This window comes from Candidatus Hepatobacter penaei, assembly GCF_000742475.1.
Taxonomy (GTDB): Bacteria; Pseudomonadota; Alphaproteobacteria; order Holosporales; family Hepatobacteraceae; genus Hepatobacter; species Hepatobacter penaei.
Genome location: NZ_JQAJ01000002.1, coordinates 302610 through 317621 on the forward strand (window position 1 = coordinate 302610; position 15012 = coordinate 317621).

Consider the following 15012-nt stretch of genomic DNA (forward strand, 5'->3'; position numbering starts at 1 on the left):
TGTGGAGCAAAGGCAAGACAGGCGTGTTATCCAACATTGGCACAAGCAGATCAAAACACCATTGTTTTCTATGCAGATCATGTGTTTTATAACCGCACCCTCAAGATATGGAAGTTTTCAGGACATGTGACGGTTCAAAACGACACACAATATATCAGAGCCCAAGAAATTACCTATCACGAACAAACAGCCCTGCTCACAGCCACAGGAAATGTGCGACTTAAAGAACAGGGCCAAGATTGTTTGGTGGCCGATTATGTGGAGGTCACTGGCAATGTCAAAAAAATGGTTTTGAAAAAAATTCGCTTCCTCACCCAAGACAAAAGCCGTTTTGCAGGCGCATCTGCGGCGTATGACAAAGATGATGATCTCATTGTCATAGAAAACGGTGTTTACACACCCTGTCAACCATCGGCCACAGATCCAGAGGCGCCGCCCTTTTGGCAAATCAAAGCACGGCGCATTGAAAAAAGGAAAAAAAAGGCAGAGGTACGCTATATTGACCCCCAGCTTGAGCTTCTCAATGTTCCCATTTTTTATTTTCCCTATTTAAGTTTTTATACCAAAAGATCTAGCGGATTTTTGCGTCCTCGATATGGCAACTCATCTTACTTAGGATATTTTGTAAGTGTTCCTTATTTTCTGACTTTCGAACACGCTGACGTCAAAATTTTTCCCTTTGTCACCACCAAAAGAGGAGGCATCGCCGGCTTCCAATATCGTCAGAAAGGGCGCACGTCTTATCTGGAAACAGCGGGAAGCTTGAATGCCTCAAAACCTGTTTCTTATTATAAGGACAATCAGGAAGAACATATTTCCTCCCCGCGCGGCAGTTTATCTATTAACCTGACGCAAGAAATCAATGATCAATGGCGTATAAAAGCTGTGGGGCAGGGCGTCAGTGACAAAACATACCCACGCTCTATTGCGGAACTCAGGCTCCCTGACAGCATGTCTACAGCCCCTTTTTTGGAGTCAAAAGTGGAAGGAGAGCGCTTTTCAGAAAGAGACTACCTCCATATAAGCACCAACGCTTACCAGGGTTTGTATGACGTAGACAAAAAAAATGTTTCTCTTATGCTCCCCACAGCGACATATACGATAACCTCTGACCCCATCGATTCAGGCGATTCCTTTACCCTGCATCTCCATACATCAGCCATTAAAAATTTTGAAAAAAATAATTATGAACGTATGGTTGCCATGGGTGAGTGGAAACGATCCCATATAGCCCCTTGGGGACAGGTGATTAGCCCTTTTGCCTCATTGAGAGGTGATTTTTATCGATCTCAAGATATCTCCCATCAAACAAAAAGCGCTTACACCAACACCTTCCGCGGTTTTCCCCAATGCGGACTTCAGACCAGTTGGCCCCTCGCCATGAACAACGCACCGGCCATCATAGAACCGTTTTTTCACGCTATTTTAGCACCCTATATCGACAAAGTTGAAGCCATTCCTGTGGGGGACAGTCAAGGGTTTGAGTATAATGATGCGGTTCTTTTGAGGAAAAACCGCTCTCCTGGGTATGATAGAATCGACTCAGGTTCTCGTTTTGTGTATGGAAGCCACTTTCTTATGAATGCGCCTTCCATCAATGATATCCACATTTTTCTGGGGCAAACCTACATGCCTTCAACACCCAATCTTGTGATGCGTGAAGGCGGCCTTCAAAAAGGGTTTTCTAATATTGTGGGTTCATTGATGGCATCCCCTTGCTCTTGGCTATCAGCAGATTATCGTTTCAGCGTAAACAAAGAAACATTTCAGCCTCATTTCAGCGAGCTTATAGGACACATAGGCGATGATTGGATGCGACTGACGTTGGGGTATACAAAGTTAAAATTCATAGGACAAACTCTTTATCTTGGCAAGCAAGAAGCTGCTGAGGTCACACTTTCATCTCACTTTCACGAAAACTGGGGTGGCAAGGTTGAAACACACTATGACATAGCTCGACACAAACTGCTTAATGCACGCGTGGATCTCGTTTATCAAAACGACTGTTTTAAAATACACATTCATATAGGAAGAACGCAGTACCACAGTAAAGACATCAAGCCCAAAAGATATTGGGGTATTTCCTTGGGCTTTAAAAACTTTGGATCCGGACTTTCAACCATCAGCCATGACCTCAAAAAACATAACAGCCCTGTGGGCACCATGCTATCATCTCAAAAAACGCTCGATGATGGCGCAAGAGGAAGAATGTCCACCTCCCCATAGAACCTAGGGACACCTTAACTTTAGCCCACAAAAAAGGAACGATGTTAGACCTTATGATCAAAATTTTCTATAAATGAATAAAATGTCACGTGTGGCTGTGCCTATGGTAGCAAAAAAACGTCTTGTTTATGGTTGGTATGTTTGGGGATTGGGCACAGCCTTTTATCTCTATCAGTTCATCCTGCGTGCTTCACCCTCTGTGATGGCTGACCACTTGATGTCTACGTTTATGATCCAGGCGTCGTCTTTGGGTGTGTTGACGTCTTTTTACTACTATGCTTACTCCACACTCCAGATACCTATCGGTATTCTCTTAGACAAGTGGGGACCCAACCGCGTGATATACACAGCGATCCTTGTGTGTATTGTGGGTACGATTTTGTTTGCACTCGCCCCCACCTTTTCTATGGCCTGCATAGGCCGCATCCTCATTGGCGCAGGGGCTTCAGGCGCCTTCTTGAGCACCATTACGCTGGCGCGCACATGGCTTCCTGAAGCCAAAGTAGCTTTTGCCGTAGGCACCACCATCACCTTTGGGAAACTGGGTGGCATTTTATCGGGTGCACCCTTAGCAAGCCTTATTCAAGTTTCTTCTTGGCGCACGAGCCTTATTTTTCTCTTCTTTGTGGGTTTAATCATCGCACTGCTCATATGGACAACCTTGAAAACCCCCGTACACACACAACATACGCTTTCTAAGATCCCTATCAAAAAGAAGATTCTCTTCGTTTTTAGAAACAAAGACATCTGGAGTATTGGCCTTTATGGCTGCTTTATGTATGTTCCGCTCTCTGTCTTTACTGATATCTGGGGTGTGTCTTTTTTGATGAAATACTATTGCATCAGCAAGGGCGTTGCTTCTTTGGGGATTGGCATTCTTTTTATTGGTACGGGATTTGGAGCCCCTCTCGTGGCGCTCTTATCAGACAAGATGAAAAGAAGAAAGCCGGTGATGACCCTCTCGGCCTTGGCTTCTTTTATTGTCTGCTCTTACCTGATGTTTGCTGACAACATCCCGCTTGCGGGTGGGTTTGTCCTTTTGTTCCTTGTCGGCTTTTTTATGACGGGCCAAACACTTGTCTTCACGGTGGGTGCAGAGATTGTTTCACATAATGTCAAGGGGGTGACAACGGGGTTTGTAAACACCATCGTCATGATCGGCGGGGTTGTCTTTCAACCTTGTGTTGGGTTTATTCTTGACTCTATGTGGGACGGACGCATCCAAAACGGCGTGCCGTTTTATACGCTCGAAAACTATAAAATTGCCCTTGGCCTCATCCCTGTGTGTATGTTTTGTGCGCTGATCACACTTGTTTTCATGCCAGAGACCCACCCTGGATCAGGCAGGCGGGGGCGAGTTGCGAACCCTGAAACAGATGATCGCCTTTGATGAGTCATAGGGAGACATTTTCATAGTCACCTGATCACCGGGTACGATTTGTATGTTGTTTTGTCGAATTTTTCCCGAAATGGTGGCGATTACCACATGGTCAGAACCGTTAAGCTTGACCTTAAATTGGGCGCCACGCAAAGATTGCTGAACGACCCCCGAACACTCAATATTTTTTTCTTTTGACATAGCTCCTCATAAAAAAGCATTTACTATCCCTAGGTACCTACTTTAAAAAAAGCAAACATACAACGATTATATCACACACAGCAAAACATCTATGAAATTTCTTGATCGTGCCAAAATTTTTATCAAAAGCGGAGATGGGGGTGACGGCTGTGTCAGCTTTCGTCGAGAAAAGTTTATTCCCATGGGCGGCCCTGATGGCGGGAACGGGGGGGATGGTGGCGACATCATCATCCATGTCACACCTGATTTGAACACACTCATTGATTTTCGCTATCAACAACACTTCAAAGCGGCGAAAGGCGAAGGAGGAAAGGGCAAAAACCGTACAGGCAAAAAGGGGAAGAGCTTAACCCTCAGGCTGCCCCCAGGCACCCAAATCTGGAATGACGATGAAACCGTTCTTTTGAAAGATATCACCGCCTCTCAAGAAGATTTTATCCTATTAAAAGGAGGTCAAGGAGGGCTTGGCAACCAACATTTTAAGTCTTCTGTGCAAAAGGCGCCTCGCTTTTCTCAACAAGGGTTCCCCGGCGAAGAGATGTGGGTTTGGCTTCAGCTAAAACTTATCGCGGATGTGGGCCTTATCGGGCTTCCGAATGCAGGAAAATCCACAATGATCTCTTCATTTTCACGAGCTGGCCCCAAAATCGCTCCTTATCCTTTTACAACATTAATCCCCCATTTAGGCACCGTTACTTGGAAAGAAAAGCGATTTGTCATGGCAGATATTCCTGGCCTCGTGAAAGATGCCCACGCAGGGAAAGGCCTGGGGCACCGCTTTCTGGGCCATATTGAACGATCTTGCTTACTGGTGCATTTGGTGAGCGCTGAAGGGGATGACGTGGTGCAAGACTATGAAATTATTCAATATGAGCTCAAGCAGTATGATCAAACCCTGTGGGAGAGAAAGCAAATTCTTGTTCTCAGCAAAGCCGACACGCAAGACCCTTCGGTGCTTGAGAAGAAAAGAGCAAAACTTGAGGCCCATGCCCAAAAAGAAGTGTTTGTGGTCTCTTGTATCGCCCCATCAGGCACAACAGAGCTTCTTGACAGAATGATAGAAGATATTCCTTAACGCTTCAAACTCGTTTACAATGGAGGGGTGTTGTTGAGAGCAGAATGATCACATGGAAGATTTTGTTGCACAATGGGGGTATTGGGCCGTATTTTTGGGCTCTCTCATCGAGGGGGAATCTGTCATTCTGCCTGCCGGCTATTTTGCGTCTCAAGGTGTGCTTGATCTTTCCAAAGTCATGATCATTGCTTTTTTTGGCACACTCATCGCCGATCAAGGGTTATTCCTGATTGGCCATGTGTGGGGGAAACGCGTCCTCTCTTTTTTTCCCAAACTTGATCCGCCGGCCCAAAAGGCTTTTCTCTTTTTAAAGCAATATGGCATATTTTATATCCTCACCTTCCGATTTATTTATGGCGTGCGCATCATCAGCCCCCTTATTATCGGCACAGCCGGCTTTCCCTTTGGTCAGTTTGTTTTTCTCAACTTTGTGGCAGCGGCCTTGTGGTCGGTTTTAAGCTGTGGAGCAGGCTATGTGTTTGGTAGTTTCATCATGTATCATCTCTCTCCTTTACAAAGATTCTTTTTTCTAGGTGGTCTTGGTATTGCCTGCTTATGTTGGTTGCTGTGGAAAGCTTATTTGTTTTATAAAAAAGAGTTTGCCTAATGCGTTTTTCAATCAGCGATGCCGCGCAGAAAAAGCTTAAGGACTTGGGGCCTGAAAAGGGCCTGTTTCGTGTGCGCGTGGACCCAGGCGGCTGCTTTGGCTTTCAGTATGCCTTCTCTTTCGATCAGCCCCACGAAGACGATCTTGTGGTTGAAGGGCAAGGGGGCATTAAAGTGCTTGTGGATAAACTTTCTGCCTCTTTCCTTGATGAGGCTGAGCTGGATCACAAAGAAGAGATGATCGGAAGCACGTTTGTCATTAATAACCCCCATGCAAAAAATGCCTGCGGCTGTAAAAATTCATTCTCTTTCTAAAAGGGCTTCAACACCACAAGCAACACAATAACGATGGCCAACAAGAAAGGCACTTCATTGCTCGCTCTGAAAAAAACTTCACTTCGTTTGTTTTGATGGTGTCGAAAATCTTGCCAGCAGCGAAGAAAAAACAGTTGTGCCGCCAATAATAGCCCCACAAAAAAAAGTTTGACATAAGGGGTCCACACTGAAAAATTCACGGCTTGCGGAATCAAAAACAGCAATCCCCCTGTGATAAGGGTGCCAACCATGGAAGGAATAATGATGATGGCAATAAGGCGACGCTCCATCGTGAGAAACATGGCATAGATGTCTCGATTATCCTCATGCTTTTTATGATAGGCAAACAACCGAGGCAAATACATGATGCCAGCCATCCAAGCAATCACAAAAAGAATATGTATGGCCTTGATGATGAGATAATGTTCAGACAAAAATGTCATGCACGATAGCGCCAGCATTGGTTATTTTCCACAGGACAAGATCGAGGTAAATGATCGTGATGGCGCACAAGCTGAGCCAGGCCTTCGATAAAAGAAGGATGACTTTCAAGCGCCGGGGCACGAAAAAAGGCCAGGCCCAACGCCTCTGCCTTTTCCTTATATTCCACATCAAGCTCCACCAACGTCTCAAGATGCTCGCCCACAAATGAAATGGGCACCACAAAGACATCCTTCTTGTCTTTGGCGGCTCTGTCCAGCTCATCATCTAGGTAAGGCTCTGTCCACGCCAGGGGCCCTACACGGCTTTGATAACAGAGTTGCCAATCAGAAAAAGCCAGCCCTTTTTTGTTTATGTAAGCTAAAATAGCACGACAAGACTCTTTGATATGCGTGCAATAGGGATCACCTCGCGACACAAACTTCATGGGAATGCCGTGCGCCGAAAAAAGCAAACGCACCGGACGCTCAGGTTTCACTTTTTTCCATGCCCCAAGAATAATTTCCCCATGAGCTTTGATAAAATAATCATTTTTAGGATAGCAACAAATGCGTTTTGTCGGATAAGAGAAAGCCTGTCGCTTGACTTCCCGCTCCCATTCCTTAAAACACGAAAGCGTGGTGGTAAGAGAAAAATGAGGATACATAGGGAGCAACAGCACTTCTTGAGGTTTATAGTCCTTTAACTGACTTATCACGTCCTTGATGGAGGGAGAGCCATAGCGCATAGCACAAAACACATCATACGCATGGTTGAGTTTTTCACTCAAAGCTTGTGACTGCTTTTCTGTGCTCTCAAAAACAAGAGACCGGCCCCCCATCAGCGCATAGCTTTTGGCCACAGACTTGGCTCTTTTTTTAGCAATATAGTGAGCCAAAAGCCGACGAATCCAGGACGGATATTCAAAAACGCACGGATCTGAGAAGAGATCTTTTAAAAATGACGCCACATCCTCTAAAGAACGTGGGCCCCCAAAGTTCATCAGCACAAGAGCTTTTTTCACGATATTCTCACCCTTTCACCAAGCTCACCAGTTGCTCGACATGGGCCACCGGCGTTTGCGGCAAAATGCCATGACCTAAATTAAAGATAAAAGGCCTTTGATGCGCATGTTTTTTGATTTTTTCCACAGCTTCTTTAAGCACATCACCTCCCTCCACAAGAATCTCCGGATCCAGGTTCCCCTGAAGCACACAAGAAAAAGAGCTTGTGTCTTCAAGGCTATAGGTTGTATCAAGGGACAGGGCCGTGGTGTGCGATGTTTGAGCATAGGACGGTAAAAGCTGGCCCACCCCCTTAAGATATGAAATTACAGGCAAATCAGGCCATTGTGCGCGCAGGGCCGAAATGATTTTTGTGAGAGGCTTTACAATCCATTCGTGCTGATAAGGCCAAGGCACAAGACTGGCCCACGTTTCAAAAAGCTGAACAGCATTCACACCTGCCTCTATTTGTTTTTCAAGATAGAAAATAGTGGCCTCTGTCACGATGTCTAGCCACTGCTCAAAACGTTTTTTTTGAGAAAACGCAAAGGATCGCGCCTTGGGAAATCCGTGGTTGCTTCCCCCTTCTAGCATATAGCATAAAACTGTGAAGGGACCGCCGGAAAACCCAATAAGCGCTTTATCTTGAGAAAGATCTTGACGCGTGAGGCGAATGGTTTCCATCACAGGAGCCACTTTTTGATAAAAAGACTCTTTGTCGAATGGAATAGTGATATTATCAACACTATCCATATGAATGCCGTTAGAAAACACCACCTGTTGCCCCAGCCCATAGGGAACCACCAGAATATCTGCAAACAAAATAGCAGCGTCAAAATCAAACCGTTGAATGGGTTGCAGGGTTACATCTCTCGCCGCCTTAGGACAAAGAACAAGATCGAGAAAGTGTGGGAAGGCTTCCCTTCGCTTTCTGTATTCTGGTAGATACCGCCCGGCTTGTCTCATAAGCCAGATAGGGGGGGGAGATGTGGTTTTTCCTAAAAGCGTATCTATAAGAATCATAGAAGAGTAAGAGGATGTTGTTTTGTTTGTTGAGGTAACAAAAATGTGAAAAGATGGTGACAAATGAGGGTGTGTATCATGTGGACATCACGGTTAACTTGTGTATAACGTGGTTATTTATGTGTGCATAGAGTATAAGAAAACGTTTTCTAAAAAATGATTGATATCTTTTTGTGGAAAAGTGCCCTATTACGCCGATGTTTTCAACAGGAGATTGCGTGATGATGGATGTGATCTCGCGCCTGGTGGCTTTTTTATTGTTTGTAAGCCTCTCTCCCGTTTGGTTGCTCGCCCTCTTTTGGGTTTTTGTGTGGGATAGAAAAAATCCTATCTATACCAGCAAACGGGTGGGAAAACATAAAAAGATCTTTCTCATGGTCAAAATACGCACCATGTCTTTGTCAGTGCATGAAGATGCTTATACTCTTGATCATCACCCCCGAGTGACAATGCCAGGAAGGGTGCTGCGTTTGTTAAAGGTGGATGAGCTTTTACAATTGTGGAACATTGTGTGTGGCGATATGCACTTTTTTGGCCCACGTCCCGATATTGTCTCAGCGCTACCCCGTTATGAGGGAGGAGAAAAAATTTTTGACGTCCTGCCTGGCATGATGGACATCTCATCCCTGGTTTTTGCACGAGAAGGTAAGCTTTTATCCTTATCCAAGACGCCTGGTGACGCCTTTTCTTATGAAGCCATTTTTGCCGTTAAAAAAAAATTGATGTGCTTTTATGTGGACTATGCCTCGTGGAGGATGAATACGTTTCTCCTTTATTTGTTAGGCTTGCGTTTTCTTTCTTCGCGGTTGTTTGTGTGTGGCCTTGAAACCTTTTTTTCTGTGTTTTGTGTACCGGCCCCCCTGGCAAAAGCCAGTCTTGGTTATGTGAGGGTGTGATATGTCACAAAAGCGCATTTCTTTGAGTATCTCTTGGGTGATGGCTGTCGTGTATGCCTTTTTGTATGCCCCCATTGCGTTTGTGGTGTTGTTTTCCTTTAACGCCTCGGCTTCTTTGGGTCAGTGGTCTGGATTCTCTCTTGTTTGGTATAGAAAATTGTTGATGAACACCGAACTGTGGCAGTCTGTGGCGCGTTCGTTTCAGGTGGCTTTTTTTTCAGCCACATGCGCAGTGTTGATTGGCCTTTTGTGTGCGCTGCTTTTTGTGCGCTTCAGGCGGGCTCGCTTTCGTGGGTTGATAGAAAGTTTGTCCGTCACGCCGCTTGTGGTGCCTGAGGTGGCGATTGGCCTAGCGTTATTGGTTTTTTTTGTGGCCTCAGAGCGTTTGCTGGGGTGGCCTCATGGGCGCGGCTTGCTAACAGTGATTGTGGCGCATACCACTATTTTTTCAGCCTACACAACCCTGATGCTTCGGGTCAGGCTGCTTGACCTTGACCCTGTGCTTGAAGAAGCTGCATTAGATTTGGGTGCTCAGCCTTCCAAAGTCTTTTTTTCTATCACGCTGCCTCTTATTGTTCCTTCCCTTGTATCTGCGTGGATTTTAATCTTTGTTCTTTCTATGGATGATTTGGTGATTGCCAGCTTTACATCGGGACCTTCCTCGTCAACGTTGCCTATGGTGGTGTTTTCTCAACTCAAAACAGGGATCACGCCCGAGATGAATGCGCTTTCTTCATTGATTATTCTTTTTGTTTTAGCTATATCTCCGCTGATAGGCTTTTTTATGTATGTTTCTCTCAAGAAAAAGTAATGGCCCACTGTGTGTTGCTTAAAATAAACAAGAAAAGGGTTTTTTATGTCTGAAAAAAATGAAAATGGTCTTCCCTTTATCATTGTTTTGGGCAATGAAAAGGGGGGCACGGGCAAATCAACATTGGCTATGCACGTGATTGTGAGCCTTTTGTATGATGGGTACCGCGTGGGAAGTGTGGATTTAGATGGTCGTCAAGGGACGCTGTCGCGCTATATAGACAATAGAAAACGCTATAACGAAAAAAACCACCACAAAACGGTTCCGTGTTCTGAGCACGTGCGCATAGAAGAAAGCCACACGCATGATTCGCAAAAAATGCTATCCATCATGAATGATGTGGCCCTTAAGACCTGCGATGTGGTGGTCATCGACACACCAGGAAGCCATACAGAGCTGTCTAGCCAAGCACATGGCCTTGCTGACACACTTATCACACCCATCAACGACAGTTTTATTGATCTTGATCTTTTGGCCCATGTTGAAGACAAAGAGGGGACACCCAACCTTTCTCCCAGCATTTATGCGCAGACCGTATGGGAAGAAAGAAAAAGGAAAATCATGCAATCTCACAGTCCGATGGCGTGGATTGTGGTGCGCAATCGCTTAGGGCATTTGTTCACAAAAAACAAAGAGAAGGTAGATAGTGTGCTTGAGCCTTTATCTAAGCGCATTGGCTTTAAGTTGGCCTCTGGGTTTGGTGAGCGCGTTATTTTTCGAGAACTGTTTCTCAGTGGCCTTACGCTTCTTGATCTCGGTGCTTCTGAAGAAGCTCTCACATTTTCTCATGTGTCGGCCAGACAAGAGCTTAGGGCGCTCATGAATCTTTTGCCGCTAGACAAGCTTTCTCTCAAAAAAGCATCTCGAGTGAATAAGTGAAATTTCTTGCTAGACACTGGTTCACTTTTCCATTTAACCTTAGAACAAAGCCCGGGTAGCTCAGTTGGTAGAGCAGCGGACTGAAAATCCGCGTGTCGCTGGTTCGATTCCGGCCTCGGGCACCATGGTGTTTTTACTCTTATGATGCGTCAACGTTTTTCTCCCTCTCGTCCCTTATCGCTTTGGCCTGGTTTTGTGGATGCCCTTTCTGCGCTGCTGCTGGTTTTCTTGCTGTTCATCTTTTTTCTAATGATGGCAGGACTTGAAGTGAAGGGATCTCTTTATACAAAACAGACATTAATTGACCACCTTCAAAAGAAGTCAACGCGTCTTGATCAAGACCTCAAAACACATAAGGTGAAAACAAAAAACCTAGAGCACATCAGAAATGAAAAAGAAGCTTCCATACGCTCTTTGCAACAAGATGTTGAAGTGCTTAACGAACATGTGAGCGCTTTGGATGAAGAGATCGTCACCTCAAAAGCGATGTTGTCAGAAAAAGAAGCCACCATTGAGGCGCTTGAGAAGAAAAATCGAGTGTTGCTGGAAGCCTCTCAAAAAAGAGTGGATGCGCACCGATCGCAATTTATGGCAAAACTTAAGGGTTTGCTCGAAAAGGAAAAGGGCGTGCGCATTGTGGACGATCGTTTTGTGATTCAGTCTGAGGTGCTTTACCCGTCAGGATCAGAGGTACTCAGCCCTCTGGGTAAAGAAAATTTAGATATGCTGGCCCAGAGCTTGAGAGAGCTTTCTCAAAAAATTTCTCCAGCCATTCCGTGGGTGCTACGTATCGATGGTCATACAGATTGTGTGCCTATGCGTGTGGGCGCACGGTTTTCGTCGAACCTTGGTTTGTCTTTGGCACGCGCCAGAGCGGTGGCTGACTATTTAAAAAGCCAGGGTATTCCTGAAAAGCACCTTGTCCCTTCTGGGTTTGCAGAACATTATCCGCTTGATAAGGGTCACACCCAAGAAAGCTATGCGAAAAACAGGCGCATTGAGTTTAAGCTTGATCAACGATAGTGAGTATGGTGTGACATAGAGGGGGGTGCATGAAAAAGGCAACCTATTTTGTTGTGTTGGGTGTGTTGTGCGGGTGTTCGGGCATGGCTTATGAGAAACCGCTCTCTCGAGAGGACAAGCGCACCGCGGCCATGGGTAAACTTTTTCAAAAAGATATTGTCCTCGTTTCTGGTGGCAAGCGGTCGCCGTCTGCTTCCCCTGAACCTCAGGTATCTTCGCAACACACCTCTTTCTCATCTGTGGTGAACACCCTGGCGTTTATGGGGCTTCACAGGGTTGACTGGGATAAAGAATATGTGGAGACAGATTGGTATACAGAAGCAGCGCTGCCTCATACGAGGGTCAAAATGATTGTCACTAACCTTAATCCCGGCCAGGCGGTCAACCTTTCAGAAGGTGGCAATCTCCATTGTGTGGTGCTGACCCAAGAACGTTACCAAGGGGCATGGCGATTATCGGCCACGTCGGCGAAAACACGGGAGAAATGGGTTCACTACCTTCGCGATAACAATGGAAAAAGATCATTATGACCTCTAAATATAACTTTCATGACGTTGAAGCCCACTGGCAGAAAACATGGGCCGACAGGCATGCTTTTGCTGTGGCGGATGTGCCGGACTCAAAGGCCATGTATGTGCTCGAGATGTTCCCCTATCCATCGGGGAAAATTCATGTAGGTCATGCCAGAAATTATGTGCTCGGGGATGTTATGGCTCGTCATCAACGGGCGTTGGGGAAAAAAGTATTGCACCCCATTGGTTGGGATGCCTTTGGGTTGCCGGCTGAGAATGCAGCGTTCAAGCATGGGGTTCACCCGCAAGAATGGACCTATAAAAACGCAGCGGATATGGCTGAGAATTTAAAGAAACTGGGCCTGTCTTATGATTGGTCACGAGAAATTTTCTCATGTGACCCCTCTTATTATGTGCATGAACAAAAGATGTTTTTGCGCTTTTTGTCGGTGGGGCTTGTGGAGCGAAAAACATCCTACGTCAATTGGGACCCTGTGGAAAAAACGGTTCTGGCCAATGAACAAGTCATTGATGGTCGTGGGTGGCGGTCAGGCGCCTTGGTGGAAAAAAAGCCCCTTAAGCAGTGGTTTTTGAAGATTACGTCTTTTAAGGAAGACCTTCTTCAAGGATTGGACACGCTCACGCAATGGCCTGAAAAGGTCAAGACCATGCAAAGAAACTGGATCGGACGTTCTGAAGGGGCTAAAATCTTCTTTCCCTTCAAGAATATGCAAAAAAAGATTGAGGTGTTCACAACCCGTCCTGACACCCTTTTTGGGGCCAGTTTTCTGGGGTTGTCTCCCGATCATCCTCTGGCCAAAAAACTGGGGGAAGAACATGAGGATATTGCTTCCTTTTTAAGGTGGTGTCAGCAACATAATACCGCCGCCATGAGTCAAGAGATTGTGGAAAAGCGTGCCATCAAAACGCCGCTTGAGGTGCATCACCCATTGCTTCCTGACCAAACCTTGCCGGTGTATATTGTGAGTTATGTCATGATGGATTATGGCACAGGCGCTGTGTTTGGATGTCCGGCGCATGATGCGCGAGATTTTGATATTGCCAAACAAAAAGGGCTTCCCATTTTGCCTGTCATCAAGCCAAAGGCTCAGCCCCATGATTTTGAGACCTCTGCCTATGAGGGGGATGGTGAGTTGATGGCCTCTTCTTTCTTAGATGGCCTTGATGTGGCTTCTGCCAAAAAAGCGATGATTCAACAGTTGGAAGAGCGGGGCTGTGGACGTAAAGATGTATCGTGGCGCCTCAGAGATTGGGGGGTGTCGCGTCAACGCTATTGGGGGTGTCCTATTCCCATGATCCACTGTCAGTCGTGTGGCGCTGTGCCTGTGCCTGAAGAAGATTTACCTGTGAAGCTCCCAGAAGATGTTTCCTTTGATGTGCCCGGCAATCCCCTTGATCACCATCCCACGTGGAAGCATGTGGCGTGTCCGCAATGTGGCAAACACGCCGTGCGTGAGACAGACACCTTAGACACCTTTTTTGATTCGTCTTGGTATTTTTTGCGTTTTTGCTCCCCCTCTTTTCCTGAGGCGTTTAACCCTGACGCTGTGAAACAGTGGATGCCTGTGGCGCACTATATTGGCGGTGTGGAGCATGCCATTTTGCACCTTCTTTATGCGCGCTTTTTCATGCATGCGCTCAAAAAGGCGGGGTATCCTCTTTCTTTCACCGAGCCCTTTACCGGGCTATTCAATCAGGGCATGGTGGTGCACCGCACCTTTCAAGATGACCAAGGTGAATGGCACTATCCCACAGAAGCGCATCGTAACAGTGATGGCACATGGGTTCACAGCCAAAAGGGCGTGCCACTGACTGTGGGGCGTCTTGAGAAAATGAGTAAATCAAAATGTAATGTTGTAAGCATTGACGATATCGTGAAAGAAGTGGGCGCTGATGCCACACGCTTTTTCTTGCTCTCAGACACCCCTCCAGAAAAAGACATGGAGTGGACCAAAGAAGGTATTGAGGGAAGCTGGCGTCACATCGCGCGTGTGTGGCGTCTTTTTACACAACACGCTCCTGACATCCATAAGGGAAAAAACGCGCTTAAGGCGTCACCACAAGCTGTTTATGGCGAGTCTGCCAAACATCTTTTACGCACCTATCATCAAGGGATTGGCGCTATTGATGACACATTGACGCATCTCCATTTTAACAAATATGTGGCGAACCTTTACAAAATTGTGGGTGCGATGGCCTCCTTTTCCTGTGAAGAGGCTCAAGATGAACGGGTTTTATATAACGTGTGGGTGGGGTTTGTTAAGTTGATGGCGCCTGTGACGCCTCATTTGGCAGAAGCGCTTTGGACAAAGATGGGCGAACAAGGTTTTGTGCATGAATCACCCTGGCCTGAAGCAGAAGAAAAATGGTTGTCGCAAGAGACGTTATCCATGCCTGTTCAAATGAATGGGAAGACGAAAGGACAGATCGATGTGCCAATGGATGCTGAGCGTGAAGTTGTGGAAAAAATACTGACCCAGACACCATGGGTGGACAAAGCGCTTCATGAGCGTGAGGTGCGCAAGATCATTTTTGTGAAAAACCGGATCATCAATGTGGTTCTTGCATAGAGCCTGTGGCCTTCTCCTTCTATTTCTCCAGGGCTGTGCCCCGCTTCTGACC

General features: G+C 46.1%; 15 protein-coding genes and 1 tRNA gene. 12 read left to right on the forward strand and 4 right to left on the reverse strand.

The window, feature by feature from the left end; translation table 11 throughout:
• Positions 1-36: 36 nt before the first annotated feature.
• Together IG82_RS0103690 and IG82_RS0103695 are read left to right on the forward strand one after the other, a co-directional pair.
• Complete coding sequence (locus tag IG82_RS0103690; RefSeq protein WP_172642878.1) at positions 37-2226, forward strand: LPS-assembly protein LptD; 2190 nt, start codon at positions 37-39, stop codon at positions 2224-2226.
• Positions 2227-2308: 82 nt separating this feature from the next.
• Positions 2309-3616: an MFS transporter gene (locus IG82_RS0103695; RefSeq protein WP_172642879.1), complete on the forward strand. Its 1308-nt coding sequence runs from the start codon at positions 2309-2311 to the stop codon at positions 3614-3616.
• On the opposite strand, the gene infA is transcribed toward IG82_RS0103695, so the two are convergent.
• Positions 3566-3805, reverse strand: a complete 240-nt coding sequence (gene infA, locus IG82_RS07345; protein ID WP_082192051.1) for a translation initiation factor IF-1 — start codon at positions 3803-3805, stop codon at positions 3566-3568. The two genes, IG82_RS0103695 and infA, sit on opposite strands and share 51 nt — an antisense overlap.
• Before the next feature lie 91 nt (positions 3806-3896).
• Here infA and obgE point away from each other — a divergent pair, with 91 nt between their 5' ends.
• From obgE to IG82_RS0103715, 3 genes are read left to right on the forward strand one after another with little or no spacing between them, the layout of a single operon-like run.
• Complete coding sequence (obgE, locus tag IG82_RS0103705) at positions 3897-4880, forward strand: GTPase ObgE (protein ID WP_052545675.1); 984 nt, start codon at positions 3897-3899, stop codon at positions 4878-4880.
• Positions 4881-4932: 52 nt separating this feature from the next.
• Positions 4933-5487 carry a DedA family protein gene (locus tag IG82_RS0103710; RefSeq protein WP_052545676.1) on the forward strand — a complete coding sequence of 185 codons (555 nt, stop codon included), beginning with the start codon at positions 4933-4935 and terminating at the stop codon, positions 5485-5487.
• Complete coding sequence (locus tag IG82_RS0103715) at positions 5487-5801, forward strand: HesB/IscA family protein (RefSeq protein WP_031934256.1); 315 nt, start codon at positions 5487-5489, stop codon at positions 5799-5801. Before IG82_RS0103710 ends, IG82_RS0103715 begins: the two co-directional genes overlap by 1 nt.
• Here the strand turns inward: IG82_RS0103715 and IG82_RS0103720 are convergent.
• Genes IG82_RS0103720 through hemE form a run of 3 tightly spaced genes read right to left on the reverse strand, consistent with a single transcriptional unit; the run spans position 5798 to position 8248 of the window.
• On the reverse strand, positions 5798-6244 hold the full coding sequence (locus IG82_RS0103720; RefSeq protein WP_031934257.1) for a CopD family protein: 447 nt from the start codon (positions 6242-6244) through the stop codon (positions 5798-5800). The genes IG82_RS0103715 and IG82_RS0103720 overlap by 4 nt on opposite strands.
• Positions 6241-7245, reverse strand: coding sequence for a ferrochelatase (hemH, locus tag IG82_RS0103725; RefSeq protein WP_156095353.1), 1005 nt, complete (start codon positions 7243-7245; stop codon positions 6241-6243). Before hemH ends, IG82_RS0103720 begins: the two co-directional genes overlap by 4 nt.
• Positions 7246-7252: 7 nt before the next feature.
• Positions 7253-8248, reverse strand: a complete 996-nt coding sequence (hemE, locus tag IG82_RS0103730; protein ID WP_031934259.1) for a uroporphyrinogen decarboxylase — start codon at positions 8246-8248, stop codon at positions 7253-7255.
• A 197-nt stretch (positions 8249-8445) separates the two neighbouring features.
• Here hemE and IG82_RS06945 point away from each other — a divergent pair, with 197 nt between their 5' ends.
• The 7 genes from IG82_RS06945 (at position 8446) to leuS (ending at position 14960) form a co-directional block, all read left to right on the forward strand.
• Complete coding sequence (locus IG82_RS06945; protein WP_052545678.1) at positions 8446-9144, forward strand: sugar transferase; 699 nt, start codon at positions 8446-8448, stop codon at positions 9142-9144.
• A gap of 1 nt (position 9145) precedes the next feature.
• Complete coding sequence (locus IG82_RS0103740; protein WP_052545679.1) at positions 9146-9955, forward strand: ABC transporter permease; 810 nt, start codon at positions 9146-9148, stop codon at positions 9953-9955.
• A 45-nt stretch (positions 9956-10000) separates the two neighbouring features.
• Positions 10001-10834: a division plane positioning ATPase MipZ gene (locus IG82_RS0103745; RefSeq protein ID WP_031934262.1), complete on the forward strand. Its 834-nt coding sequence runs from the start codon at positions 10001-10003 to the stop codon at positions 10832-10834.
• A gap of 49 nt (positions 10835-10883) precedes the next feature.
• Positions 10884-10959: transfer RNA gene (locus tag IG82_RS0103750), tRNA-Phe, on the forward strand.
• Between the two features lie 16 nt (positions 10960-10975).
• The gene (locus tag IG82_RS0103755; RefSeq protein ID WP_052545680.1) at positions 10976-11857 is read left to right on the forward strand and encodes an OmpA family protein; all 882 of its coding nucleotides are present in this window, start codon (positions 10976-10978) and stop codon (positions 11855-11857) included.
• A gap of 29 nt (positions 11858-11886) precedes the next feature.
• The gene (locus IG82_RS0103760) at positions 11887-12387 is read left to right on the forward strand and encodes a DUF3576 domain-containing protein (protein ID WP_031934264.1); all 501 of its coding nucleotides are present in this window, start codon (positions 11887-11889) and stop codon (positions 12385-12387) included.
• On the forward strand, positions 12378-14960 hold the full coding sequence (gene leuS, locus IG82_RS0103765; RefSeq protein WP_408605316.1) for a leucine--tRNA ligase: 2583 nt from the start codon (positions 12378-12380) through the stop codon (positions 14958-14960). The genes IG82_RS0103760 and leuS overlap by 10 nt, the downstream gene beginning before the upstream one ends.
• The last annotated feature ends 52 nt before the right edge of the window (positions 14961-15012 follow it).